Source organism: Streptomyces sp. NPDC005408, assembly GCF_040606445.1.
Classification (GTDB): domain Bacteria; phylum Actinomycetota; class Actinomycetes; order Streptomycetales; family Streptomycetaceae; genus Streptomyces.
Genome location: NZ_JBEXEX010000068.1, coordinates 1 through 24,221, shown reverse-complemented (window position 1 = coordinate 24,221; position 24,221 = coordinate 1). Strand labels below are relative to the sequence as shown.

Below are 24,221 nucleotides of genomic sequence, written 5' to 3'. Positions count from 1 at the left end.
TGGAACCCGCGCCGGGAGTTCGCCTCAGCCCTTCTTGATGAAGCCCTCCTTGATCAGCCAGTCCTTCGCCACCTCGTGCGGGTCCTCCCCCTCCACATCCACCTTCGCGTTCAGCTCTTGCGCGACCTTCGTCGTCAGCCGCGCGCTCAGCGGATTCAGCAGCTCCGCGATCATCGGCCACTTGTCGAGTGTCTTGCTGTGGATCTCGGGCGCCGCGTTGTAGTTCGGGAAGAAGTGCTTGTCGTCCACCGTCGTGTCCAGATCCATCGCCCTGATCCGGCCGTCGGTGGTGAACGCCTCGCCGAGCAGGCACGAGTTGGACTTCGACACCTGGGTGTAGATGATCCCGGCGTCCATCTTCTTGATGTTCCCGGCCGGGATCTTCATCCCGTACGCCTTCTCCATGCCCGGCAGGCCGTCCTCGCGCGACGCGAACTCGTTCTCCACGCACAGCGTCACCGCCGACGGGTCCTTCTTCGCCAGTGCCGCGACGTCCGACAGCGTCTTGAGGTGGTACTTCGCGTTGTTCCGCTTACTGATCGCCAGCGTGTAGGTGTTGTTGAGCGTGGACTGGGGAAGCCAGGTGACGCCGTTCTTCAGATCCGCCTTGTGCACCGCCTGCCACTGCCCCTGCGGGGAGACGATCGGCTTCAGGTTCCCCTGGTAGGTGATCCAGGCCGTGCCCGTGTACTCGTACATCGCGTCCGCATCGCCGCCCTCGATCGCCTCGCGCGCGCTGATCGAGCCGGGCAGATTCGTCCGGTCCAGTACCTCGGCGCCCGCCGCCTTGAAGATCAGGCCGATCATCTGGCCCAGGATGATGTTCTCGCTGAAGTTCTTCGAAGTGACCGTCAGGGACGCGCCCTTGAGGGGTTCGCCCTTGCCGAGCGGGCCCGCGACCACGTCGTCCGCCATCGGCGAACCGCTCTTGAGGCCGCAGCCGGTCAGACCCGTCAGCCCGGTCAGCGTCAGCGCCAGGACAGCGGCCCCGATCGGATACGTACGTACGCGGCGCATCACGCCTCCAGTCCGCGCGGCGTCAGCACCAGCTCGGCCAGCGAGGCCAGCCAGTCCACCAGCAGCGCCAGGCACACCGTGAGCACCGAGCCGAGGATCAGGACAGGCATCCGCTGGGTCTGGATGCCGGAGGTGATCAGATCGCCCAGGCCCCCGCCGCCGCCGAAGGTGGCCAGCGTCGCCGTGCCGACATTGAGGACCAGGGCTGTGCGTACGCCAGCCAGGATCAGCGGTACGGCGAGCGGCAGTTCGACCCGGCTGAGCGTGCCCATCGCCGACATGCCGATCCCGCGCGAGGCCTCCACCAGCTGCGGGTCGATCGCCTTCAGGCCCGCCACCGTGTTGGAGAGCACCGGCAGTACGGCGTAGATGACCATGCCGACGATGGCGGTGGACGGGCCGATGCCCAGCCAGATCACCAGCAGCGCAAGCAGGCCGATCGCGGGGGTCGCCTGGCCGATGTTGGCGAGCGCGGTGACCGGCGGGGCAGCCTTGCTCATGCCGCGCCGGGTCAGCGCGATGCCCAGCGGGATGGCGATGATCAGCACCCAGAAGGTGGAGATCGCGGTGAGCTGGATGTGCTGCCACAGCCGCAGCCGGACAATGCTGACGGACAGGGAGTTCTTGGCGATCGCGTCGAGATGGATGTTGGAGATCCACAGGGCCGTCACGAGCAGCACGACGGCGAGCATCGACGGCAGCACGACCAGCTTCTGCCAGGTGATCCGCCGCTTGGGCGCGGCGGGCGGCGGAGGGGGCTCCTCCTCGGCAAGCAGGTCCTCGTCGGCCGGCAGGTCCTCCTCGGCCTGTGAGGCCTGCGAGGCCCGAGAGGGGTCGGTCATCCGCCCGCACCGCCCTCCAGCTCCACCTCGGTCTGATGGTGGCGCAGGTCCTCCAGATCGTGCTGGTGCTCGATGGCGGCCAGCCGGTCGGCATCCAGCATCTCGTGCACGGAGTTCATCAGCGTCTCCATGTCGACGACGCCGATGTACTCGCCGCGCCGCCCGGTCACCGCGACCCGCCCGCCGGAGTCGACGAGCACGGCCTCCAGCGCGTCGTGCAGGGTCGCGTCCCGGGTCACCGTGTCGTGCACCAGCTGCCCGGCCCGCGCCAGCGACCCCTTGGCGCGCATCAGATCGCCGCGCCGCAGCCATTTGTACGGGCGGCCGCGGCGGTCCAGCATCAGGAGCTCGTTGTGTGGGCCCTCGCGCAGCTTGTTGAAGATCGACTGAAGCGGGTCGTCCACGGTCACCGTCGGGAAGTCGGCGATCTCGACGTCTCGTACGCGTGTGAGATTGAGCCGTTTCAGGGCCGCCCCCGCGCCCACGAACCCGGAGACGAAGTCGTCCGTCGGATTGGTCAGGATCGCCTCGGGGGTGTCGAACTGCGCGATGTGCGAACGCTCCCGCAGCACCGCGATCCGGTCGCCGAGCTTGATCGCCTCGTTGAAGTCGTGCGTGACGAAGACGATCGTCTTGTGCAACTCGTGCTGGAGTCTGATCAGTTCGTCCTGCAGATGGTCGCGGGTGATCGGGTCGACGGCCCCGAAGGGCTCGTCCATCAGCAGGACGGGAGGATCGGCGGCCAGCGCCCGCGCCACGCCCACCCGTTGCTGCTGGCCGCCCGACAGCTGCCGCGGATAACGCCCGTGGAACTCCCGGGGGTCGAGCCCCACCAGATCGAGCATCTCCTCGACCCGGTCCTTCACCCTCGACTTCGACCAGCCGACCATCTTCGGTACGAGGGCGATGTTCTCGGCGACCGTCATGTGCGGGAAGAGCCCGGACGACTGGATCGCGTAGCCGACCTTCCGGCGCAGCTTCACCGGGTCGATGTCGGTGACGTCCTCGTCGTTGATCCGGATCCGGCCGGACGTCGGCTCGATCAGCCGGTTGATCATCTTCAGCGTGGTCGACTTCCCGCAGCCGGAAGGCCCCACGAAGATCACCGTCTCGCCGGGCTTGATCTCCAGCGAGACGTTGTCCACTGCAGGGTTGGGATTGCCGGGATAGCGCTTGGTGAGATTCTCCAGCTCGATGCCCGCCCCGGACGCGGCGGGTTTCGCGGGCTCTGTCTCAGTCACGGATCCCCCTGGGAATGGTCAGCCGTCCGAGCAGGACGTACGCGGCGTCGAAGAGCAGGGCGAGGATGACGATGCCGATCGTGCCGGCGAGGACCTGATTGATCGCGTTGGCGCTGCCCAGCGATGCGATCCCGCGGAAGATCTCATTGCCGAGTCCGGGTCCGGAGGCGTACGCGGCGATCGCGGCGATGCCCATCAGCATCTGGGTGGCGACCCGGATCCCGGTGAGGATCGGCGGCCAGGCGAGCGGCAGTTCCACCCGGAGGAGCCGGGCGGCCCGCGACATCCCGATGCCTTTGGCAGCGTCCACGAGGGAGGGGTCCACCCCGCGCAGCCCCACGATGCAGTTACGGACGACGGGCAGCAGTCCGTACAGCGTCAGGGCGATCACCGTCGGCGCCACGCCCAGGCCCACCACCGGGATCAGCAGACCGATCAGGGCGAGGGAGGGGACCGTGAGGATCGTGGCCGTGGAAGTGATGGCCAGATTTCCGCCCCAGGTGGAGCGGTAGGTGACGACGCCGATCAGGATGCCGAGGAGGGTGGCGATGATCATGCACTGGAAGACGACGCTGGCGTGCTGGTAGGCGTCGGTGAGCAGCTGCTGATGCCGGGCCGAGAGATAGTCCCAGAAGCTCACACCGTGTCACCTCAGACGTCTTCGTCCTCCGCAGCCTGCTCCACCAGCGGAATGATCCGCAAGGGCACGGGGTTCTCCATGACGATCGCCGTGGAGGCCCGGACGATGCCATCAAAACCGACAACCCGGTCGATCACACGTTGGAGATCGGCGTTGGAGCGGGCGACGAGACGGCACAGCATGTCGCCGTGACCGGTGGTGGTGTGCAGCTCCAGAACCTCCGGTACGCCACTCAAGTGTGCCCTTACGTCCGTGCCTTGTCCCTGCTTGATCTCCAGTGTGGCGAAGGCCGTGACCGGATAGCCGAGGGCGGCCGGATCGACGTCGGGGCCGAAGCCGCGGATGACTCCATTTGACTGAAGGCGGTCCAGCCGCGCCTGCACGGTGCCGCGGGCGACCGCGAGCCGGCGGGAAGCCTCCAGCACTCCGATACGGGGCTCGCGCGCCAGCAGGACGATGAGCCGGCCGTCCAGATGATCGATCGCCATGGCTTCTCCCGAATGGTCATCCTGTACAGATAGCCCCTCCATCCTCCTCCTGTACTAGGCAGATTGCCCAGTGGAAGCACGAACTATTGCGCACCTTGTGGATCGGGTGGAGCCTGCCGTTATGACTGAGACCATCGATCACAACCCGAACACCGCGCGTGAGGCCGACCCCTTCCCGGTCAAGGGAATGGACGCGGTCGTCTTCGCCGTCGGCAATGCCAAGCAGGCCGCGCACTACTACTCCACGGCCTTCGGCATGAAGCTCGTCGCGTACTCCGGACCGGAGAACGGCAGCCGCGAGACGGCGAGTTACGTCCTGGAGAACGGCGGCGCACGCTTCGTCCTCACCTCCGTCATCAAGCAGGCCACCGACTGGGGCCGCTTCCTCGCCGACCATGTCGCCGAGCACGGAGACGGCGTCGTCGACCTGGCCATCGAGGTGCCGGACGCGCGCGCCGCGTACGCGTACGCGACCGAGCACGGCGCCCGCGGTATCACCGAGCCCTACGAGCTCAAGGACGAGCACGGCACCGTGGTGCTCGCCGCCATCGCCACGTACGGCAAGACCCGTCACACGCTCGTCGACCGCTCCGGCTACGACGGCCCCTACCTGCCGGGCTTCGTGGCCGTCGACCCGATGGTCGAGCCGCCCGCCAAGCGCACCTTCCAGGCCATCGACCACTGCGTCGGCAATGTCGAGCTCGGCAAGATGAACGAGTGGGTGGCCTTCTACAACAAGGTCATGGGCTTCACCAACATGAAGGAGTTCGTGGGCGACGACATCGCCACCGAGTACTCCGCCCTGATGTCGAAGGTCGTCGCCGACGGCACGCTGAAGGTGAAGTTCCCGATCAACGAGCCCGCGATCGCGAAGAAGAAGTCGCAGATCGACGAGTACCTGGAGTTCTACGGCGGCGCCGGCGTCCAGCACATCGCGCTGGCCACGAACGACATCGTCACGACCGTACGGACCATGCGGGCGGCGGGAGTTCAGTTCCTGGACACCCCCGACTCGTACTACGACACGCTCGGCGAGTGGGCGGGCGAGACGCGCGTGCCCGTCGAGACGCTGCGCGAGCTGAAGATCCTCGTCGACCGTGACGAAGACGGCTATCTGCTGCAGATCTTCACCAAGCCCGTGCAGGACCGGCCTACGGTCTTCTTCGAGATGATCGAGCGGCACGGTTCGATGGGCTTCGGCAAGGGCAACTTCAAGGCGCTCTTCGAAGCGATCGAGCGCGAGCAGGAGAAGCGCGGAAACCTGTAGCAGTTGACCTGCCACCGCGTACGGCCCCACGGATCTGACCCGTGGGGCCGTACGCGCATAGGGTGGAGGCATGGCCAGGATCAATGACGTCGGGGGCATGCAGGGCTTCGGGCCCATCGACACCACCGACGAGACCGAGCCCTTCCACGCCGACTGGGAGGCCAGGGTGTTCGCCCTGAACCGAGCCCTCGTCGGGGGCAAGATCTTCAACCTCGACGAGTTCCGCGACGCCATCGAATCCATGCCGCCCGCCGAGTACCTCGCGGCCTCGTACTACGAGCGCTGGTTCCACGCCATCGTCAGCCTCCTGGAGCGCAAGGGCGTCATCGCGGCGGGTGAGCTCGATGACTGACGCCGCCGCCGACCGCTTCGCGCCGGGCGCCCGGGTGCGGACCGTCCACCACGACCCGCCGCACCACACCCGGCTGCCGCGGTACGCACGCGGCAAGCACGGCACCGTCGTCGAGCCCGAGGGCCGCACGCCGCTCCCCGACATCCGCTCCCAGGGGCGCGAGGACGCCCCTGTGGAGCAGGTCTATGCCGTACGGTTCGCGGCCCGGGATCTGTGGGGCGACGGCGACCACCATGTCGTACTCGACCTGTCCGATAGCTACTTGGAGGACGACCAGCTGTGACCGGAACCCACGCGGACGCCCTGATCTCCCGACGCGTACGCCGTCTGGAAACGCTCCTCGAGGAGCGCGGCATCGTCGCGGGCGAGGCACTGGACGAGGTCATCGACGCGTTCCTGAGCGGCGCGTCCCCGGCGAACGGGGCCCGCGTCGTCGCACGGGCCTGGACCGACCCGGCCTTCCGTGCCCGGCTGCTCGCCGACGGAACGGCGGCCGTCGGCGAACTCGGCTTCTCGGCCGGGGGCGTCCAGGCACAGCGGCTGCGCGTCGTCGAGAACACCGAGCACACGCACAACGTCATCGTCTGCACGCTCTGCTCCTGCTACCCCCTCCGGCTCCTCGGCCCGTCCCCGAGCTGGTACAAGAGCGAGGCCTACCGCTCCCGCGTGGTCCGCGAACCGCGCGCGGTACTGGAGGAGTTCGGGCTGCGCCTGTCGCCGGACACGGAGATCACGGTGTGGGACTCGACCTCGGAGACCCGGTACATGGTGCTGCCGCGGCGCCCGGCGGACACGGAGTCGCTGACCGAGGAGGAACTGGCGGCGCGGGTGTCGCGGAACGCGCTCATCGGCACGGCGGAGGTCTGACCCGCGGCTCCGTCGCGGACCGGTCGAAGTTACGCGGTCACAGCCACCCGGTCGAAGCTATGCGGTCACTGCGACCGCTCCGGCTTCGGTGAGCGCGTGGGCGACGCCGAAGACCGGTCCGCGTCCGAGCGCCTGCCCTCCGACGTCTCCGAGCGCCTGCTCTCCGACGGCCTCGGCGATTTCGACGGCGTCTCCGCCTCCTGGCCCCGTTCCTCCTCACGGTCCTGCGACCGCTCCGGCTGCGGTGGCTTCTCCAACTCCAGTCCCGTCATCCTCTTCGGCCCGCCCGGCGGCGGCTCACCGAGCGCGTCCAGTGCCTGACGCGCCGCCGGAGCGAGCAGCGGCGAGAAGTACGGGTTGATCAGCAGCGCCTCCGTCAGGTGCCTGCGTGCCGGGCCGTCCTGCTTGAGCGCGCGCTCGATCTCGCCGCGGTGGTAGGTGAACAGCGGGCTCCGCAGCCCCTGCTCGGACGCCCTCCTCGCGTACGGCAGCGCCTCCAGCGGCCTGCCCGCCCGGTACAGCGCCCAGCCCAGTGCGTCCGCGGTGTACATGTTCAGATGACCCCGCGCCCACTCGGCCTTCAGGCGGCGCACCGCTGCCTCCGGATCGCCGTGGTCCGCGTCGAAGAGACCGAGCACGACAACGTCGTCCACCCCGTCCGTCCCCGTCTGAGCCGCCCTCGTGCGCAGCCGCTCGTACTGCGTTGCCGCATCCCCGTCCAGCCCCAGCGACTGGTACAACTCACCCGCTGCCAGGACGTATTCGGGCCGGTCGACCAGGGCGATGGCCGCCTGGTAGTCGCGGCAGGCCTCGTCCGTGCGCCCCACCGCGGCCAGCGCCCGCGCCCGCGACGCCAGCGACGGGTCGTGGTCCGGCGCCAGCCTCAGCCCCGCGTTGTACTCCGTCAGCGCCTCCGCGGGCTCGCCGCGCTCCCAGGCCAGGTCGCCGAGCCGTTGCCGCGCCACGGCCTTCTCCTGCGGCGCCTGGGCGCTTCCCACCGCGTCGTACGCCATCGCCGCCGCGTCCTCGCGCCAGCCGCGTTCCCGGTAGACCTGGGCACCCCGGCTCAGCGTCTGCGCGCCCGGGTGCAGCTCCGTGAGCCGGTCCATCGCCTTGGACATGGCCTTGTAGTCGCCGAGACCGCTGTACGCGTCGATCAGCACCGGATACGCCGTCCACCGCTTCGGCTGCTGCTTCATCGCGCTCTCGCCGAGCGTGCGGGCCGCCTTGAAGTCGTGCCGGGCATTGGCCAGCGCCGCGAGCCCCACCATGGCGTTCACATTGCCCCTCGCGCCGGGCAGCAGCTCCAGCGAGCGCCGCAGCGCGCTCTCCGCCTTCGGGTAGTACGCCGAGTCCGCCAGCCGGGAGCCCCGCTCCACATACGCCGACCCGAGCACCGCCCACGACTCCTCGTCGCGCGGGTGAGCCTGCGCCCATCGCTCCCGGTCGTTGATGAGCGCGGTCAGATCGACGAGTGCGGCCGGCGCTCCCGCGCCCGCCGCCGTCAGCGCCCGCTCGGCGGCCCCCGGCTCGCGCCGCGTCTCGTCCTCGCCCCACCCGGGCGCGAGCGTGATCACCCCGAAGACCAGCGTCGCGCCGACCAGCGTGCTGATCGCGGCGTTCTTCACGAGTTCGCTCTTCATGGCGCTCACTGTGCGACAGCGCGCAGCCAATACGAAGAACGCAACCGGCCCTGCGAACCGGATCGCAGACGGGTTCACACCGATGGCCCCCGGTGCGAGGCTTGAGACATGGACGATCTTCTGGACCGGCTGCGCGCCGGGCTGCCCACTGAGGCCCTCATCACCGACCCGGACATCACGGCCTCGTACGCGAACGACATGGCGAGCTTCTGCGAGGCGGGCACCCCCGCCGTCGTCGTGCTGCCACGCACCGTCGAGCAGGTCCAGCACGTCATGCGCACCGCGACTGCGCTGCGTGTCCCCGTCGTCCCGCAGGGAGCCCGCACGGGCCTCTCGGGCGCTGCCAACGCGTCCGACGGCTGCATCGTGCTGTCCCTGACGAAGATGGACAAGATCCTGGAGATCAGCCCGGTCGACCGCATCGCCGTCGTCGAGCCGGGTGTCGTCAACGCCGTACTGTCCCGCGCGGTGAACGAACACGGCCTGTACTACCCGCCGGACCCCTCCAGCTGGGAGATGTGCACCATCGGCGGGAACATCGGCACCGCGTCCGGCGGGCTGTGCTGCGTCAAGTACGGAGTGACCGCGGAGTACGTCCTGGGCCTGGATGTCGTCCTCGCCGACGGCCGGCTGCTCACCACCGGCCGCCGCACCGCCAAGGGCGTCGCCGGATACGACCTGACCAGGCTCTTCGTCGGCTCCGAAGGCAGCCTCGGCATCGTTGTCAAAGCCGTGCTCGCACTGCGGCCGCAGCCGCCCGCGCAGCTCGTGCTCGCCGCCGAGTTCGACTCCGCGGCCGCCGCCTGCGAGGCCGTCTGCGCGATCATGGAGCGCGGCCACACCCCCTCGCTGCTCGAGCTCATGGACCGTACGACCGTCCGGGCCGTCAACGCCATGGCGAACATGGGCCTGCCCGACACCACCGAGGCACTGCTCCTTGCGGCCTTCGACACCCCGGATCCGTCGGCCGACCTGGCCGCCGTCGGGGAGCTGTGCAGCGCAGCGGGCGCAACCCAGGTCGTCCCGGCCGACACCGTCGCCGAGTCCGAACTGCTCCTCCAGGCGCGGAGGTTGTCGCTCACGGCCCTGGAGACCGTCAAGTCGGCCACGATGATCGACGACGTCTGTGTACCGCGCTCGCAGCTCGGCGCGATGATCGAGGGCACGGCCGCCATCGCCGACAAGTACGACCTCACCATCGGTGTCTGCGCGCACGCGGGCGACGGGAACACCCACCCCGTCGTCTGCTTCGACCACGCCGATCCGGACGAGTCCCGGCGCGCCCGCGAGTCCTTCGACGAGATCATGGCGCTCGGCCTCGAGCTCGGCGGCACCATCACCGGGGAACACGGTGTCGGTGTGCTCAAGAAGGAGTGGCTGGCGCGCGAACTGGGCCCGGTGGGCGTGGAGATGCAGCGCGGCATCAAGCAGACCTTCGACCCGCTCGGCATCCTCAATCCGGGCAAGATCTTCTGAGTCTTTGGACGTACGGCCAATGCCCGATGGAACGGGCGCGGCCGTCCGCATAGCGTGAAGAGACCGACGAAGGAGGAGCCGTGCCAGCACGCCTTGACCACACCATCGTCCAGAGCCGGGACCGGTTCGCCGGGGCCCGCTTTCTTGCCGAACTCATCGGGGAGCCGGAGCCCAAGCCCTTCGGCCCGTTCGCCAGCCTGCCGCTGGCGGGTGGTGTCACCCTCGACTATCTCGACGCACAGGACAGGATCATCCCCCAGCACCTCGCCTTCCTGGTCTCGGAGGAGGAGTTCGACGAGATCTTCGCCCGGATAACCGAGCGCGAACTCCCTTACTGGGCCGACCCGACGCACGGACAGCCCCAGCAGATCAACCACCACTTCGGAGGCCGCGGGGTCTATATCGACGACCCCGACGGTCACTCTCTCGAGTTCATCACCCACACCTACGTCATCGATTAGGCATCGCCGTCCTGGGACTCGTCCGACGGCCACGGGCCGTGCAGCCACAGATCGTCGGCCGGGGTGGGCGCGAGCAGCTCGGCGAGGCCGTCGTCGATACCGAGCTGCTCGGACTCAGAGCCCGGGGGGACCACCCGCAGGGTCCGCTCGAGCCAGGCGGAGATCACGGCGGCGGACGCCTCCAGGAGCGCGTCGCCGTCGGGGGAGCTGAGAGCCATCAGCACGACGCTGCGGCCCTCGACCTTGGTCGGCCAGATCCGGACATCGCCGTGGCCGCAGGGCCTGAACACCCCCTCGACCAGCAGTTCACGGGCGAAGGTCCATTTGACGGGGTTGTCGGAGCCGATGTGAAAGGTGATGTGCACGGCGTACGGGTCGTCCGTGCGATAGGTCAGCCGGGCCGGGACGGGGATGCTGCGTTCCGGCGACAGCACCAGATTGAGCTCCAGCTCGCGTTCCACCACGGTGTGCATGAAGTGCTCTTCCTCTCCTGTACGAGGCCCTGTGGGCGGGCCTTGCAGGGAGAGAGCACGTTGCCCGGCAGCTATGACGCGACTTTCGGGAACAACTTTCTGTGATCGGACGGTGACCGGAAAGTGGTCGTTACGGCAGGATCGACCCGGGCACCGGCGAGCGTCTGATAGATGTGGACCCTTGAATTGAGGCTCTCGAGGAGATACGGGACCACGGTGATGAGCGCCCCAACCCCGGCCACCGGCGACGGCAGCCCCGCGCCCGGCTACTACCCCGATCCGTCCATTCCTGGATATGTCAGGTATTGGAACGGAGCGGCCTGGGTTCCCGGTACGAGCCGGCCCGCGCCGAAGACGGGCGAGGCCATGCCCACGGCCCCCGGCCCGGCGTCCGCGGACTCGGCTGCGCCCCAGGCCCATGCCCCCGCACCGGCTCAACTGGAGGAGACCGGCCCGGTCTTCTTCGACGAGGAGCCGAGCGACGAACCCTCCCGCCCGGAGCCGGCCACCGCCTGGCAGGCCGACACGGCACGCCAGACCGGCTTCGGCGGCGAGCGCGACAACCGGGTCTCGTGGGGCGGCGCCCAGGGCACCCAGGACCCGCGCACCCCGACCGATCCGGGCACGTCCGGCAGCGGAGCGCCCGTCGACCCGCGCCGTCCCGCCGCGTCGGGCGCGTCCGCCGATCCGACGGGCGGCGCCCTGCCCGGCGTACGCTCCCTCGGCCCACCCTCCGATGGTGAACCTCCCATCGACGGCACCGTCGCGATCCGCGCGATGCGGCCCGGCAAGGGCGCGCCCGCCGCGGACCCGGCCGCATCGCCCTCGGGCGAGTCCGCCGGCCGTACCCAGCCGCCTTCCGACGGCACGGTCACGATCCGCGCCCTGCGCGCGGGCGGTAACGCCTCGGCCGCAGGGGCCGAAGGGCCGCTGTCCGTCCGGTCCATGAGCCCGGGCGCGGCCTCCGCCCCGACGGCGCCGACCACTCCGACGGCGCCCGCACAGCCGCAGCCGCAGCCTCCGGCCCAGCGCCGCCCGCAGCCGCAGGCGCCCGCCCAGCCGCAGGTGCCCGCGCAGGGTCAGCCGCCCGTCACCAACGGCCCCGGCGGCGGCTCGGCCTCCTGGGCGCAGCAGGTCCACCAGCTCGCCCGGCCGGGCGCCGGGTCCGCCGATGAGGCCGAGCCGCCGGTCGTGCCCTGGAAGCCGCCGGTCAACGACCCGTTCCTGCAAGCCGCCCAGGCTCAGGCCGCTGCGCGTCCCGCAGGGCTCGGCAAGCGGTTCGTCGCCCGGCTGATCGACACCCTGCTGCTCGGCGCGCTGGTGGGCGTCGTCGCCGTACCGGTCGTCTCCCAGGCGCGCGCCCATATCGACGAGAAGATCGAGGCGGCCAAGCAGTCGGGCGTGACGGTCACCGTGTGGCTCGTCGACGGCACCACCGCGGGCCAGCTCGGCATCGTCCTCGGCACCCTGCTGGTCCTCGGCGTGCTGTACGAAGCACTGCCGACGGCCAAGTGGGGCCGCACGCTGGGCAAGAAGCTCTGCGGCATCAGGGTCTGGGACATCGAGTCCCACGAGCCGCCGTCCTTCGGGGCCGCGCTGCGCCGCTGGCTGCTCTACAGCGTGCTCGGTGTGATCGCCGTCGGAGTGTTCAATGTGGTGTGGTGTCTGTTCGACCGTCCGTGGCGGCAGTGCTGGCACGACAAGGCGGCCCACACCTTTGTGACCGGCTGACAGCTCCCGGACGAGGCGTTCCCCCGAACGGCGCGCGAGCCGTTGCGGGGGCCCTCGGGGCGCGGTGCACTGCCCCCATGAGCAACGATCAGCCGCCGCCCGATCAGCCGCCCGAGGACGACCCGTTCCTGAAGAAGCCGCAGGAACCCAGGCCGCCGTCGGCCGGCGGTCCTCAGGAGCCCCCGCCTCCGCAGGGACCGCCGCCGCCAGGCTCTCCGTACGACGGAGGCAGCGGCCGGCCGCCCCCCTACGATCCGGGCGCCTACGGCGGGGCGTACGGCGGAGTCGACCCGCTCGCCGGGATGCCGCCCCTCGCGGACTTCGGCAAGCGGTTCATCGCCCGCGTCATCGACGCGCTGATCATCTTCGTACCGCTGGCGGTGCTCTCGGCGCTCTTCGGTGGCTGGGACTTCTCGACGAACAGCAACAGCGACACCTGGGACCAGATCACCGACGAGATGAACTCCAGCAGACAGTGGCTCTGGTCACTGGTCTCTCTCGTGGCGTACGTCGGCTACGACACGGTGATGACGACCAAGAGGAACGGGCAGACCGTCGGCAAGCGCATCATGAAGATCCGCGTGGCGATGCTCAACGACGGAAGCGTGCCTGACACACCCTCCTCGCTGATGCGCGCCGTGGTGCTCTGGGTGCCCGCGCTGGTGTGCTGCTTCTGTCTCTGGTGGATCGTCATCATCCTGACGATCCTGACCGACAAGCCGTACAAACAGGGTCTGCACGACAAGGCGGGCAAGACGGTGGTCGTGTCAGCGCCGCAGTGAGTGCTCGCCGGCCCCGGCCTCGGCCCCCACGCGCGCACGGGGTACGGGGACCCGGGTGGTGAGACCGTCGGCGGAGGCGGCCGATGCGGAAACGCCGGAGGCGGTGGCACGGTTCGTACGGACCGTGTGTGCCGCCTTCACCCTCCTCGCTCCGGTCCTGCCCATCGGCAGGGCGCATGCGACCAGCAGACCGAGCGCCATCGAGCCGACGCCTATGGCGGCGACGCCCATGACGGCGGTCGTGCGGGTGAGCAGCAGCAAGGCGAGGGTCGAGAAGACAACGGTGGCCGAACCGTAGGCAAGCTGTGCGGCAGTCGGACGCGGCATGACAGTATCCGTCCTCGGGACATGGTCAGGGGGTGTCTCTCAACGCGGTCGCACTGTCAAGTGACTCTACGACGGTGGATGCCCGGGAGGAACCAGCGGTAAGCGTGACCTAACCCACGGTGCCGGTGCATCGGGGGCGCACGGAGTCATCGTTCGGCCAAGTGTTCAATCCCATGCGCCTGTTGTCCCAAATGCCGGACGTCCGGATACCGGAATTGCGCTCCTGCATAGTGCAGTTGGCCTGTGCAAGTCAAGGTCTGTCTTTTCTCCGGCAACTCCGGTCGAATGTCGTCACTTGTGACGCGACACCGCGCGCGGACGACCCCACATCCAGTCCGCTGCGACGGATCGCCGGGGAGGACAGCATCAAGTGACCACCAAACAACGGACGATCAGAGCGTCCGCGGTACTCGTGGCCCTGGCCACAATCACCGCGACAGCCTCGGCGTTCAGCAGTGCCCAGGCCGACAACCAGAAGTCGTCGGACCCGGCAGGCATCGAGCGCCGTGACCCGGCACCGCAGAAGGGCCAGGCCGAGCACGACCTCGACGGCCCCTTCAGCAAGCAGCAGGACCAGCAGCGCGAAGCCGCGCTGGAGCAGGTCATATCCGGCGACGCGACCGTGCAGCAGCGCGGCGCGTCCAAGGTCGTGAAGCTCGGCGACAAGAAGTACGTCGAGCTCGGCCGGGAGAAGACGGACAAGATCTTCACGATTCTGGTGGAGTTCGGCGACAAGGTCGACGACACCACGATGTTCGACCCGGACGGCCCGGACGGGCCGAAGCCCCCCGTCAAGAAGTACGGCGGCACCCCGGGCCCGCAGCACAACAAGATCGCTCAGCCGGACCGTAAGACCGACAACTCCACGGCCTGGCAGGCGGACTACAACCAGAAGCACTTCCAGGACCTCTACTTCGGCACCGGCAAGGACAAGACCGGCAAGCCGAAGGAGTCGCTGAAGACCTACTACGAGAAGACCTCCTCGGGCCGTTACTCGGTCGACGGCGAGGTCGCGGACTGGGTCAAGGTCGACTACAACGAGGCCCGCTACGGCTCCAACTACTGCGGCGACACCAACTGCGCCAACGTCTGGGACACGGTCAAGGACGGCGTCACTGCCTGGGCCGCCGACCAGAAGGCCAAGGGCCGTACCGACGCGCAGATCAAGGCGGACCTGTCCAAGTACGACCTCTGGGACCGCTACGACTTCGACGGCGACGGCAACTTCAACGAGCCCGACGGGTACATCGACCACTTCCAGATCGTCCACGCGGGCGAGGACGAGTCGGCGGGCGGCGGCGCCGAGGGCACCAACGCCCTGTGGGCGCACCGCTGGTACGCCTACGGTCAGGACGCCGGCCGGACCGGCCCGGCGAACAACAAGGCCGGCGGCACCCAGATCGGCACGTCCGGTATCTGGGTCGGCGACTACACCATGCAGCCCGAGAACGGCGGCCTCGGTGTCTTCGCCCACGAGTACGGTCACGACCTCGGTCTGCCCGACCACTACGACACCTCGGGCGGCGGCGAGAACTCCACCGGCTTCTGGACCCTGATGTCGGCCGGCTCCTGGCTCGGCACCGGCAAGGACTCCATCGGCGACCTGCCGGGCGACATGAGCGCCTGGGACAAGCTGCAGCTGGGCTGGCTCAACTACACCAAGGCCAAGGCGGCGACGAAGTCGACGCACACCCTGGGTGTGTCGGAGTACAACACCAAGAAGCCGCAGGCGCTCGTCGTCGAGCTGCCGAAGAAGGCCGTCACCACGACTGTCGTGAAGCCCGCCGAGGGCTCCAAGCAGTGGTGGAGCAACATGGGTGACGACCTCAAGAACACCCTGACCCGCTCGGTCGACCTCACCGGCAAGTCCAAGGCGTCCCTGGAGCTTTCGGGCTGGTGGGACATCGAGGAGAACTACGACTACCTCTATGCCGAGGTGTCGACGGACGGCGGCGCCAACTGGACGCCGGTGGACGGCACGGCCGACGGCAAGCCGATCACCCGTGACGCGGGCGACAAGCCGGCGCTGACCGGTGTGTCGGGCGCGTACAAGAAGCTGGCGTACACGCTGGACGCGTACGCGGGCAAGAAGGTCGACGTCCGCTTCCGCTACCAGACGGACGGCGGCGCGGGCGGCAAGGGCTTCGCGGCGGACGCGCTGAGCGTGGTGGCGGACGGTACGCCGCTGTTCACCGACAACGCCGAGGGTGACGACGCGGGCTGGACGGCGAAGGGCTTCTCGCGCATCGGTGAGTCCTTCACCAAGGAGTACGAGCAGTACTACCTGGCCGAGAACCGTCAGTACGTGTCGTACGACAGGACGCTCAAGGTCGGTCCGTACAACTTCGGCTTCAAGGCGCCGAAGGACTCGTGGGTCGAGCACTACCCGTATCAGAACGGTCTGGTGATCTGGCTCTGGGACACCTCCCAGAAGGACAACAACACCAGCCAGCACCCGGGTAAGGGTCTGGTCCTCCCGGTGGACGCGCACCCGAAGGCCCTGAAGTGGGCGGACGGCACGGTGCTCCGGAACAAGATCCAGTCGTTCGACTCGCCCTTCAGCCTGCGGCCGACCGACGGCTTCACGCTGCACAAGGCGGATGTCGCACTGCGGATCAAGGCGCAGGCGGGCAACCCGGTCTTCGACGACCACAAGGGTGTCTACTGGTTCGCCGAGAACCCGACGGCGGGTGTACAGGTAACTGACACCAACACCAAGATCTCGATCGTGAACGAGCCGCTGAACGGCCAGTCGATCACGGTCAAGGTTGGTCCCTCGGCCAAGTAATTCGCATTACTGCAGGTCAGAGCATGATCGGCCGTCGCCCTCTAGCGGGCGGCGGCCGATCGTGTTTAGGTGCGTCCTACCAGGTCCTTATTGACATGCCAGCTCACGGGGGAGTGGTTCAGCATGCCCGGCGGAGGTTTTTGCAAGCTGCCGAACGGCAGTGTGGTGGTGGCGCTCAGCCTGCCCAGTCCGGTCGGCGACGGCAGCTCGGTCCGCTTTCTGGTCCACGCGGCGAACCGCGCGAGGGCGCTGACACGGCTGCGGAATCTGGGGCTGCGGGCGGTGTATCTGCGGGGGAACGCGGAGCCGCCGACACCGGACGAGATCACGGCGGTTCTGCATCACCCGGACGGGCTGCTGTGGCGGGCGACGCCGGAGGACCACAAGGAGCTCTGGCACCCCATACGGGCCCTGCTGCGCCCGGCCAGCTGGGGCTCAGCCCCGGTCGCCGCTCCTCAGACGCCGGACGGGCTGTCTGTGTTCTGTCCTCAATCGCCGGACGGGCTGTCCAGCCCGTCGGGAGTGTGAGGTCGGGCGGTCAGACGACCGGCTTGCCGGAGAGCTCCACGCCCGCCGCCCGCAGCTCCTCCAGAGCGCGGTCCGTCGTCTCCTCGGCGACGCCCGCCGTCAGATCGAGCAGCACATGCGTCGTGAAGCCCTCCCGGACCGCGTCCAGCGCCGTTGCCCGTACGCAGTGGTCCGTCGCGATGCCGACCACGTCGACCTCGGTGACCTCCCGTGCCCGCAGCCACTGGGCCAGCGTCGTGCCGTTCTCGTCCGCGCCCTCGAAGCCGCTGTACGCGGCCGCGTACGCGCCCTTGTCGAAGACCGCGTCGATCGCGCCCGACGCGACTGCCGGAGCGAAGTTCGGGTGGAAGCCCACCCCCTCCGTACCGGCGACGCAGTGGGCGGGCCAGGAGCGCACATAGTCCGGGTGCTCCGAGAAGTGGTCACCCGGCTCGATGTGGTGGTCGCGGGTGGCCACGACATGGCGGTAGCCCGGCTGGGCCTGGCCGATCAGGTCAGTGATCGCGGCAGCGACATCGGCACCCCCCGCCACCGCGAGGCTGCCGCCCTCGCAGAAGTCGTTCTGAACGTCCACGACGATCAAGACGCGGTGCATGAGGGGTGTCCTTCGATGGGATGCGACAGGAAGGTGCGGGAAGGTACTGAGCCTAGAGACTCGGGCGGCCCCGCGGGAGAGGGCTTCACGCGACGTTCAGGCGTTCATAGGTACTCCGTCGGCAGAACCGGTTCCCCTTTGGAGAGCTGGATCGCCGACATCGGCAGCCCCGCCCGCGCCGCGATGTGCCGCTCGCGCGCCGCGTCCAGCGGCTCGCGGGCCACGATGTCGCCGCCCTTGACCAGCTCCACCAGCAGCTGCTGGTCCAAGAGCTCGGACGGCACCTCGCCGACGCCGATCACCTCCGCCTCCGCGACCCCTTGCGCGTCGAGGCGCCGCGCGGCCCACTTGCGGCCGCCGATGGACATCTTGCCGCCCAGGGATTTCTTCGCCACCGGCTCCAGCGGGGCCTTCGGATCGGCGGAATGGGCCCGGGCGACGAGCTTGTAGACCATCGAGCAAGTGGGGTGCCCGCTGCCGGTGACCAGCTGCGTTCCCACGCCGTACGCGTCCACGGGCGCCGCGGCCAGCGAGGCGATGGCGTACTCGTCCAGGTCGGAAGTGACCACGATCTTGGTGTTGACCGCGCCGAGCTCGTCCAGCTGCTGCCGCACCCGGTGCGCGACCAGCAGCAGGTCACCGGAGTCGATGCGTACGGCCCCGAGCTCGGGTCCCGCGATGTCCACGGCGGTACGGACGGCCTCGGCCACGTCGTAGGTGTCGACCAGCAGCGTGGTGCCCCTGCCGAGCGAGTCGACCTGCGCCTGGAAGGCGTCGCGCTCGCTGTCGTGCAGCAGCGTGAAGGCGTGTGCGCTGGTGCCCACGGTCGGGATGGCGTAGCGGAACCCCGCCGCGAGGTCGGAGGTGGAGTTGAAGCCTCCGACGTAGGCGGCCCGGGCGGATGCGACCGCGGCGAGCTCGTGCGTACGCCGTGCACCCATCTCGATCAGCCGGCGCCCGCCCGCAGCCGACGACATCCGCGATGCCGCGGCCGCGATCGCCGAGTCGTGGTTGAGGATCGAAAGGATCACGGTCTCGAGCAGTACGCACTCGGCGAAGGAGCCCTCGACCCGCATGATCGGCGAGCCCGGGAAGTAGACCTCGCCCTCCGGGTAGCCCCAGATGTCGCCGCTGAATCGGTAGGTGGCGAGCCACTGCAGGGTCGCCTCGTCGACGATGTTCTGCTCGCGCAGAAAGTCCAGCACTCCCGCGTCGAAGCGGAAGTTCTCGACGGCGTCGAGGACCCGTCCGGTGCCCGCGACGACGCCGTAGCGGCGGCCGTCGGGAAGCCGGCGGGTGAACACTTCGAAGACGGAGCGGCGGTCGGCGGTTGTGGCCCTCAGTGCCGCCTGAAGCATCGTGAGCTCGTACTGGTCGGTGAAGAGCGCTGTCGACGGCACATCCACCGGCAGCCCAAGGTCCGCAGGGTTCATACGGCGGATGCTACCGCACATCTCGTCAGAGTGACGAGATGTGCGGGTCGTTTGTGCGATGAGCCCTCGCGGGTGGCAGCATGGACCAGGTGAGTGTTGCTCCCACAGAGATCGAACGCCCTGAGTCGGCGGAAGAGACCTTCGCCGTACCCGAGCCCGACGTGCCGTGGGTGACGCTCGTGCACAACGACCCGGTGAACCTGATGAGCTACGTCACCTATGTCTTCCAGGCCTACTTCGGCTATTCCAAGGACAAGGCGCACAAGCTGATGCTCGACGTCCATCACAAGGGGCGCGCCGTCGTCTCCAGCGGCAGCCGCGAGGAGATGGAGCGTGACGTGCAGGCCATGCACGGCTACGGCCTGTGGGCGACCCTCACCCAGGACCGCGGCTAGGGCCTATCGTTTGGATCAGGCCGGATCAGTGAGCGTGCGTGCCAGGGCACGCGAGCCCGGCAAGATCCGAACGACAGGCCCTAGGGGCCGCCCTTGACGGTCGGGTGGCGTCGCAGGCCGATGGCTGTAGCCCGGCTGCGTTGTCGTCAGTCGCCGACGCTCCGCGTGGACTCCATCCTCCGTCTTGCCACACTCGGCCCTCGACCTGCTCCTTCACCCACCCGACCATCAAGGGAGGCCCCATGGCCGGTCACTTCGAGCCGATCCCCGGCGGCGGCGCCGCCGTCGCGCTCGACGAGGTCGAGATCTCCATCCTGCGCTCGCTGGCCGTACAGCTCCTCGAGCTCATCGGTCCCGGCGACGAGCCGGTGGAGGGCGAGGACCCGCTGGCCGCGCTGTTCGCCGAGGGGCCGAGTGAGCCGCCCACGGACCCGGCGCTGGCCCGCCTCTTCCCGGAGGCGTACGCCGGACCCGACGCCGATGAGCAGGACGAGGAACTGCGGCGGCTCTCCTCGGAGTTCAGGCGCTTCACCGAGACCGACCTGCGCTCACGCAAGCGCGATGACGCCCTCACCGTCGTACGCACCCTCGACTCGATGACCGCCACCGGCGAGGGCGGCGCCGTACTGAAGCTGACCGCCGACGACTGTCAGCACTGGCTCGGCGCGCTCAACGACCTGCGGCTGACCATCGGCACCCGGCTCGAGGTCACCGACGAGGACGAGAACGGCGAGCTGTACCGGCTGCCGGACTCCGATCCGCGCAAGCCGATGGTGATGGCGTATCTCTGGCTCGGCGCGCTCCAGGAGACGCTCGTCGAGACCCTGATGCACTGAATGCACCCGAATGCCCTGATCCCTTGACGCCCTGAGTTGTTCGCTCAACGGACACTCAAATCCGGATAACGATCTTGTCACCGCATCGGCATGGTTTGTCGTGTCGGGCGATTTTTGTCCGCTTCTTTCCGTGGCCTGCGCCACAATGCCTCGGGCTGATCACTGTTACGGCCGTGATAAATCTTCACGACCGCCCGAGGGACGCCACCCATGTCCCCGGGGGCGCTTGGGCCGGCAGACCGCCGGTAGCACTCCATCCACATCCGGGGGGATCAGGACCTGGTCCGCGGTCGCACGCAGTCGCGGCGCGCGGATCAGCATGGAGAAAGGGCGCATCACCATGACCTCACTGCAGGTCGACAAGCACGATCGCAATGAGGCCGCGGGGTCCGCGGCGGGCGCGGACGAGGGCTATCACCGCGGACTGGGTGCTCGTCAGATCCAGATGATCGCGATCGGCGGGGCCATCGGCACCGGTCTGTTCCTGGGCGCGGGCAAGGCCATTGCCAAGGCCGGACCCAGCCTCATCCTGGCCTATGCCATCGCGGGCCTGGTCATCTTCTTCATCATGCGGGCGCTGGGCGAACTGCTCATGTACCGCCCGGTCTCGGGGTCCTTCTCCGAATACGCGCGCGAATTCGTGGGCCCCTTCGCGGGCTTCGTCACCGGCTGGACGTACTGGCTCTTCTGGGTCGTCACCGGCATCACCGAAGTCACCGCGGCCGCCCAGTACATGTCCTTCTGGACACACGACAGCTTCCCGCAGTGGGCGTACGCGCTCATCTTCACGGTGATCCTGTACGGCGCGAACCTGATCTCGGTGAAGCTCTTCGGCGAGCTGGAGTTCTGGTTCTCGATGGTCAAGGTCACCGCAATCGTCGGCATGATCCTGATCTGCGCCGGCATCCTGACCGTCGGGTTCTCCGACGCGGCTGCCACCGCGAGCGTGTCGAACCTGTGGAGCGACCGCGGCTTCTTCCCGCACGGCATCGGCAACACGCTGATGACCCTGCAGATCGTGATGTTCGCCTTCCTCGCGGTCGAGCTGGTCGGCGTCACCGCCGGCGAGTCCAAGGACCCCGAGAAGACCCTCCCCAAGGCCATCAACACCGTGCCGTGGCGGATCGCCGTCTTCTACGTCGGCGCGCTGATCATGATCCTTTCGGTCATCCCGTGGTCCAACTTCCAGCCGGGTGTCAGCCCGTTCGTGCTGGCCTTCGAGAAGATGGGCCTGGGCGTCGGTGCCGCGATCGTCAACTTCGTGGTGCTGACCGCGGCCCTGTCCTCCTGCAACTCGGGCATGTACTCCACCGGCCGCATGCTGCGCGACCTCGCGCTCAACGGCCAGGGCCCGAAGGTCTTCACCAAGCTGACCAAGAACGGCACCCCGCTGGTCGGCACCACCGTCTCGGCCGCGCTGATGCTGGTGGGCGTCTGGATCAACTACGTCGCCCCGGGCAAAGCCTTCGACTACGTGGTCTCCTTCGCGACCATCTCCGGCATGTGGGCGTGGATCATGATCCTGGTCTGCCAGATCCGCTACCGGGCCAAGTCCGACCGCGGTGAGCTGCCGAAGTCGTCCTTCCGGGCGCCCGGCGCCCCGTTCAGCAGCTGGTTCGCGCTGCTCTTCATCGGCATGGTCATCGTGATGATGGGCGTCGACAAGGACGCGCGGATCTCGCTGTACTGCGCACCGCTGTGGGGCGTGATCCTCGGCGTCTCGTACCTGGTGCTGAAGCGGCGCAACCCGCAGGGCGCGGCCTTCATCAAGCGCTGAGACCACTGAAGTCCAGCATTCGGGCAGGCTCGTACCAGTCTTCGGTACGAGCCTGCCCTTTGCTTATCCTGTCGGTCATGCTGACCATCACCTCGGCCCTGTACGACCAGATCGTCGCGCACTCCCGCGCCGACCACCCCGACGAGGCCTGCGGCATGGTCGCGGGCCCCGAGGGCAGCGGCCGCCCCGAGCGCTTCATCCCGATGCTGAACGCCGCCCGCTCGCCCACGTTCTACGAGTTCGACTCGGCGGATCTGCTGAAGCTCTACCGGGAGCTGGACGACCGCGACGAAGAGCCGGTGATCATCTACCACTCGCACACCGCGACCGAGGCGTATCCGTCGCGTACGGACATCAGCTACGCGAACGAGCCGGGCGCCCACTACGTGCTGGTCTCCACTGCCGACACCGACGACGCGGGCCCGTTCCAGTTCCGCTCTTTCCGCATCGTGGACGGCGAGGTCACCGAAGAGGACGTCAAGGTCGTCGAGGCGTACTGAGGCCACGACCGGCGCGGGGGCGCGTTCGCGGGCGCCTCGCCTGACCGCATCGTGAGCGGGATACGTCCATCATCCGAGATCACACTCCGGGATACGGAGGGGGAATCGATACGATGACCGCATGGTTCCCCATGACGTGAGTGACAGGACGCCGGGCACGCTGCTGCTCGTGGCGCGGCTGCACGTCGACCTGTGCCGCCTCGCCAGCGCGATCTGTACGGCGCCCGCTGCTCTCTGAGCGCACCGAACGCACAACCCCCTGCGCGGGGGGCCCGAGCCGCGCGCCCCTTACGCCACCCCGCCACTCCCGACAGGAGCCCATGTCATGGCCATCGAGGTCCGCATCCCGACCATCCTCCGCACCTACACCGACGGCGCCAAGGCCGTCGAGGGCAGCGGTGACACCCTCGCCGAGCTCTTCGCCGACCTCGAGACCCGCCACAACGGCATCAAGGAGCGCATCGTCGACGGCGACCAGCTGCGCCGCTTCGTGAACGTCTACCTGAACGACGAGGACGTCCGCTTCCTGGACGGCATCTCCACCAAGCTCGCCGACGGCGACAGCGTCACGATCCTTCCGGCCGTCGCCGGTGGCATGCGCTGATGCGTTACGACTCCCCGCTGGCGGCGGTCGGCAACACTCCGCTGGTCCGCCTGCCACGGCTGTCCCCCTCGGAGGAGGTCCGCATCTGGGCCAAGCTCGAGGACCGCAACCCGACCGGCTCGATCAAGGACCGCCCGGCGCTCCACATGATCGAGCAGGCGGAGAAGGACGGCCGTCTGACGCCGGGCTGCACGATCCTGGAGCCGACATCCGGCAACACGGGTATCTCGCTGGCCATGGCGGCGAAGCTCAAGGGCTACCGCATCGTGTGCGTGATGCCCGAGAACACGTCCCAGGAGCGGCGGGACCTGCTGGCGATGTGGGGAGCGGAGATCATCTCGTCCCCGGCGGCGGGAGGCTCGAACACGGCTGTGCGCGTCGCGAAGGGACTCGCCGCCGAGAACCCCGCGTGGGTGATGCTCTACCAGTACGGCAACCCGGACAACGCGGGTGCGCACTACGCCACGACGGGTCCGGAGATCCTGGCCGACCTGCCCTCGGTCACGCACTTCGTGGCGGGCCTGGGCACGACGGGCACGCTGATGGGAGTCGGCCGCTTCCTGCGCGAGCACAAGCCCGACATCAAGATCGTCGCCGCGGAGCCGCGATACGACGACCTGGTCTACGGCCTGCGCAACCTGGACGAGGGCTTCGTCCCCGAGCTGTACGACGCCTCGGTCCTGACGACCCGCTTCTCGGTCGGTTCGGCGGACGCGGTCACGCGCACCCGTGAACTGCTCCAGCAGGAGGGCATCTTCGCGGGCGTCTCGACGGGAGCGGCGCTGCACGCCGCGATCGGCGTCGGCAAGAAGGCGGTACTCGCGGGCGAACAAGCGGACATCGTGTTCGTGGTCGCGGACGGCGGCTGGAAGTACTTGTCGACGGGCGTCTACACGGCCCGCACGACGGAGGAGGCCATCGCGACGCTCCAGGGCCAGCTCTGGGCGTAGGGGGGTAGCCCGGTCCCGGCCCGGGGCGGTCGCTCCCCGCCGCGAAGCGACCGCGCCTCAGGCGTCGACGGGCCCGCACCCCGCGCCGCGAGCGCCCGGCGTCAGCCGCACGGCTAGGCGCTGTTTCTCGGATCATGTTCGGAGCCAGATCATGAGGGCTGCGAGGGTGACAGTGCCACCGTAGATGTAGGCGCGCTTCTCGTAACGG

General features: G+C 68.7%; 27 protein-coding genes. 17 read left to right on the top strand and 10 right to left on the bottom strand.

The features are described 5' to 3' along the window. Window positions 1–24 precede the first annotated feature (24 nt). Genes ABZS64_RS35400 through ABZS64_RS35380 form a run of 5 tightly spaced genes read right to left on the bottom strand, consistent with a single transcriptional unit; the run spans window position 25 to window position 4,228 of the window. The gene (locus ABZS64_RS35400; RefSeq protein ID WP_355838605.1) at window positions 25–1,017 is read right to left on the bottom strand and encodes a glycine betaine ABC transporter substrate-binding protein; all 993 of its coding nucleotides are present in this window, start codon (window positions 1,015–1,017) and stop codon (window positions 25–27) included. Continuing rightward, window positions 1,017–1,859 (bottom strand): ABC transporter permease, encoded by an 843-nt coding sequence (locus ABZS64_RS35395; RefSeq protein WP_355838602.1) that lies wholly within the window; start codon window positions 1,857–1,859, stop codon window positions 1,017–1,019. Before ABZS64_RS35395 ends, ABZS64_RS35400 begins: the two co-directional genes overlap by 1 nt. After that, window positions 1,856–3,100 carry a betaine/proline/choline family ABC transporter ATP-binding protein gene (locus tag ABZS64_RS35390; protein ID WP_355838599.1) on the bottom strand — a complete coding sequence of 415 codons (1,245 nt, stop codon included), beginning with the start codon at window positions 3,098–3,100 and terminating at the stop codon, window positions 1,856–1,858. Before ABZS64_RS35390 ends, ABZS64_RS35395 begins: the two co-directional genes overlap by 4 nt. Then, entirely contained in the window at window positions 3,093–3,740 is a 648-nt protein-coding gene (locus tag ABZS64_RS35385; protein WP_355838596.1) for an ABC transporter permease, read from the bottom strand. Before ABZS64_RS35385 ends, ABZS64_RS35390 begins: the two co-directional genes overlap by 8 nt. Window positions 3,741–3,751: 11 nt before the next feature. Then, complete coding sequence (locus tag ABZS64_RS35380; protein WP_355838593.1) at window positions 3,752–4,228, bottom strand: Lrp/AsnC family transcriptional regulator; 477 nt, start codon at window positions 4,226–4,228, stop codon at window positions 3,752–3,754. Between the two features lie 121 nt (window positions 4,229–4,349). On the opposite strand from ABZS64_RS35380, the gene hppD reads away from it, so the two are divergent. From hppD to nthA, 4 genes are all read left to right on the top strand, one after another. After that, entirely contained in the window at window positions 4,350–5,495 is a 1,146-nt protein-coding gene (gene hppD, locus ABZS64_RS35375) for a 4-hydroxyphenylpyruvate dioxygenase (RefSeq protein WP_355838590.1), read from the top strand. A gap of 70 nt (window positions 5,496–5,565) precedes the next feature. Next, on the top strand, window positions 5,566–5,847 hold the full coding sequence (locus ABZS64_RS35370; protein WP_355838587.1) for a hypothetical protein: 282 nt from the start codon (window positions 5,566–5,568) through the stop codon (window positions 5,845–5,847). Continuing rightward, window positions 5,840–6,130 (top strand): SH3-like domain-containing protein, encoded by a 291-nt coding sequence (locus tag ABZS64_RS35365; RefSeq protein WP_355838584.1) that lies wholly within the window; start codon window positions 5,840–5,842, stop codon window positions 6,128–6,130. Before ABZS64_RS35370 ends, ABZS64_RS35365 begins: the two co-directional genes overlap by 8 nt. Beyond that, window positions 6,127–6,714: a nitrile hydratase subunit alpha gene (nthA, locus tag ABZS64_RS35360; protein ID WP_355838581.1), complete on the top strand. Its 588-nt coding sequence runs from the start codon at window positions 6,127–6,129 to the stop codon at window positions 6,712–6,714. The genes ABZS64_RS35365 and nthA overlap by 4 nt, the downstream gene beginning before the upstream one ends. 65 nt (window positions 6,715–6,779) lie before the next feature. Here the strand turns inward: nthA and ABZS64_RS35355 are convergent, their stop codons facing one another. Beyond that, entirely contained in the window at window positions 6,780–8,357 is a 1,578-nt protein-coding gene (locus ABZS64_RS35355; RefSeq protein ID WP_355838579.1) for a hypothetical protein, read from the bottom strand. Window positions 8,358–8,465: 108 nt separating this feature from the next. On the opposite strand from ABZS64_RS35355, the gene ABZS64_RS35350 reads away from it, so the two are divergent. Further along, the gene (locus tag ABZS64_RS35350; RefSeq protein WP_355838576.1) at window positions 8,466–9,833 is read left to right on the top strand and encodes an FAD-linked oxidase C-terminal domain-containing protein; all 1,368 of its coding nucleotides are present in this window, start codon (window positions 8,466–8,468) and stop codon (window positions 9,831–9,833) included. 80 nt (window positions 9,834–9,913) lie between these two features. Further along, complete coding sequence (locus ABZS64_RS35345) at window positions 9,914–10,294, top strand: VOC family protein (protein ID WP_355838573.1); 381 nt, start codon at window positions 9,914–9,916, stop codon at window positions 10,292–10,294. Here ABZS64_RS35345 and ABZS64_RS35340 read toward each other — a convergent pair. After that, a complete protein-coding gene (locus ABZS64_RS35340) occupies window positions 10,291–10,767 on the bottom strand; it encodes an SsgA family sporulation/cell division regulator (protein WP_355838570.1) in 477 nt (158 codons plus the stop codon). The two genes, ABZS64_RS35345 and ABZS64_RS35340, sit on opposite strands and share 4 nt — an antisense overlap. A 219-nt stretch (window positions 10,768–10,986) precedes the next feature. On the opposite strand from ABZS64_RS35340, the gene ABZS64_RS35335 reads away from it, so the two are divergent. After that, window positions 10,987–12,498: an RDD family protein gene (locus tag ABZS64_RS35335; RefSeq protein WP_355838567.1), complete on the top strand. Its 1,512-nt coding sequence runs from the start codon at window positions 10,987–10,989 to the stop codon at window positions 12,496–12,498. Window positions 12,499–12,575: 77 nt separating this feature from the next. Then, a complete protein-coding gene (locus ABZS64_RS35330) occupies window positions 12,576–13,280 on the top strand; it encodes an RDD family protein (RefSeq protein WP_355838565.1) in 705 nt (234 codons plus the stop codon). Here ABZS64_RS35330 and ABZS64_RS35325 read toward each other — a convergent pair. After that, a complete protein-coding gene (locus ABZS64_RS35325) occupies window positions 13,266–13,607 on the bottom strand; it encodes a hypothetical protein (protein ID WP_355838562.1) in 342 nt (113 codons plus the stop codon). The genes ABZS64_RS35330 and ABZS64_RS35325 overlap by 15 nt on opposite strands. Window positions 13,608–13,977: 370 nt before the next feature. On the opposite strand from ABZS64_RS35325, the gene ABZS64_RS35320 reads away from it, so the two are divergent. Next, on the top strand, window positions 13,978–16,395 hold the full coding sequence (locus ABZS64_RS35320; protein ID WP_355838559.1) for an immune inhibitor A domain-containing protein: 2,418 nt from the start codon (window positions 13,978–13,980) through the stop codon (window positions 16,393–16,395). Between the two features lie 123 nt (window positions 16,396–16,518). Then, the gene (locus tag ABZS64_RS35315; RefSeq protein WP_355838556.1) at window positions 16,519–16,923 is read left to right on the top strand and encodes a hypothetical protein; all 405 of its coding nucleotides are present in this window, start codon (window positions 16,519–16,521) and stop codon (window positions 16,921–16,923) included. 10 nt (window positions 16,924–16,933) lie between these two features. Here ABZS64_RS35315 and ABZS64_RS35310 read toward each other — a convergent pair whose 3' ends face one another. Further along, window positions 16,934–17,518, bottom strand: coding sequence for an isochorismatase family protein (locus ABZS64_RS35310; protein ID WP_355838553.1), 585 nt, complete (start codon window positions 17,516–17,518; stop codon window positions 16,934–16,936). Between the two features lie 104 nt (window positions 17,519–17,622). Further along, window positions 17,623–18,951 carry a nicotinate phosphoribosyltransferase gene (locus ABZS64_RS35305; protein ID WP_355838550.1) on the bottom strand — a complete coding sequence of 443 codons (1,329 nt, stop codon included), beginning with the start codon at window positions 18,949–18,951 and terminating at the stop codon, window positions 17,623–17,625. An 80-nt stretch (window positions 18,952–19,031) separates the two neighbouring features. Between ABZS64_RS35305 and clpS the strand changes: the two genes are divergently transcribed. The 7 genes from clpS (at window position 19,032) to ABZS64_RS35270 (ending at window position 24,013) form a co-directional block, all read left to right on the top strand. Further along, entirely contained in the window at window positions 19,032–19,346 is a 315-nt protein-coding gene (gene clpS / locus ABZS64_RS35300) for an ATP-dependent Clp protease adapter ClpS (RefSeq protein WP_355838547.1), read from the top strand. Between the two features lie 242 nt (window positions 19,347–19,588). Then, the gene (locus ABZS64_RS35295) at window positions 19,589–20,182 is read left to right on the top strand and encodes a DUF2017 domain-containing protein (RefSeq protein WP_355838544.1); all 594 of its coding nucleotides are present in this window, start codon (window positions 19,589–19,591) and stop codon (window positions 20,180–20,182) included. Between the two features lie 340 nt (window positions 20,183–20,522). Next, on the top strand, window positions 20,523–21,959 hold the full coding sequence (locus tag ABZS64_RS35290; protein ID WP_355838541.1) for an amino acid permease: 1,437 nt from the start codon (window positions 20,523–20,525) through the stop codon (window positions 21,957–21,959). A gap of 77 nt (window positions 21,960–22,036) precedes the next feature. After that, complete coding sequence (locus ABZS64_RS35285; RefSeq protein ID WP_355838538.1) at window positions 22,037–22,459, top strand: M67 family metallopeptidase; 423 nt, start codon at window positions 22,037–22,039, stop codon at window positions 22,457–22,459. A gap of 121 nt (window positions 22,460–22,580) precedes the next feature. Continuing rightward, window positions 22,581–22,697, top strand: a complete 117-nt coding sequence (locus tag ABZS64_RS35280; RefSeq protein ID WP_355838535.1) for a putative leader peptide — start codon at window positions 22,581–22,583, stop codon at window positions 22,695–22,697. 87 nt (window positions 22,698–22,784) lie between these two features. Then, complete coding sequence (locus ABZS64_RS35275) at window positions 22,785–23,063, top strand: MoaD/ThiS family protein (protein WP_355838532.1); 279 nt, start codon at window positions 22,785–22,787, stop codon at window positions 23,061–23,063. Further along, window positions 23,063–24,013, top strand: coding sequence for a cysteine synthase (locus tag ABZS64_RS35270; RefSeq protein ID WP_355838529.1), 951 nt, complete (start codon window positions 23,063–23,065; stop codon window positions 24,011–24,013). Before ABZS64_RS35275 ends, ABZS64_RS35270 begins: the two co-directional genes overlap by 1 nt. Window positions 24,014–24,221 lie beyond the last annotated feature (208 nt).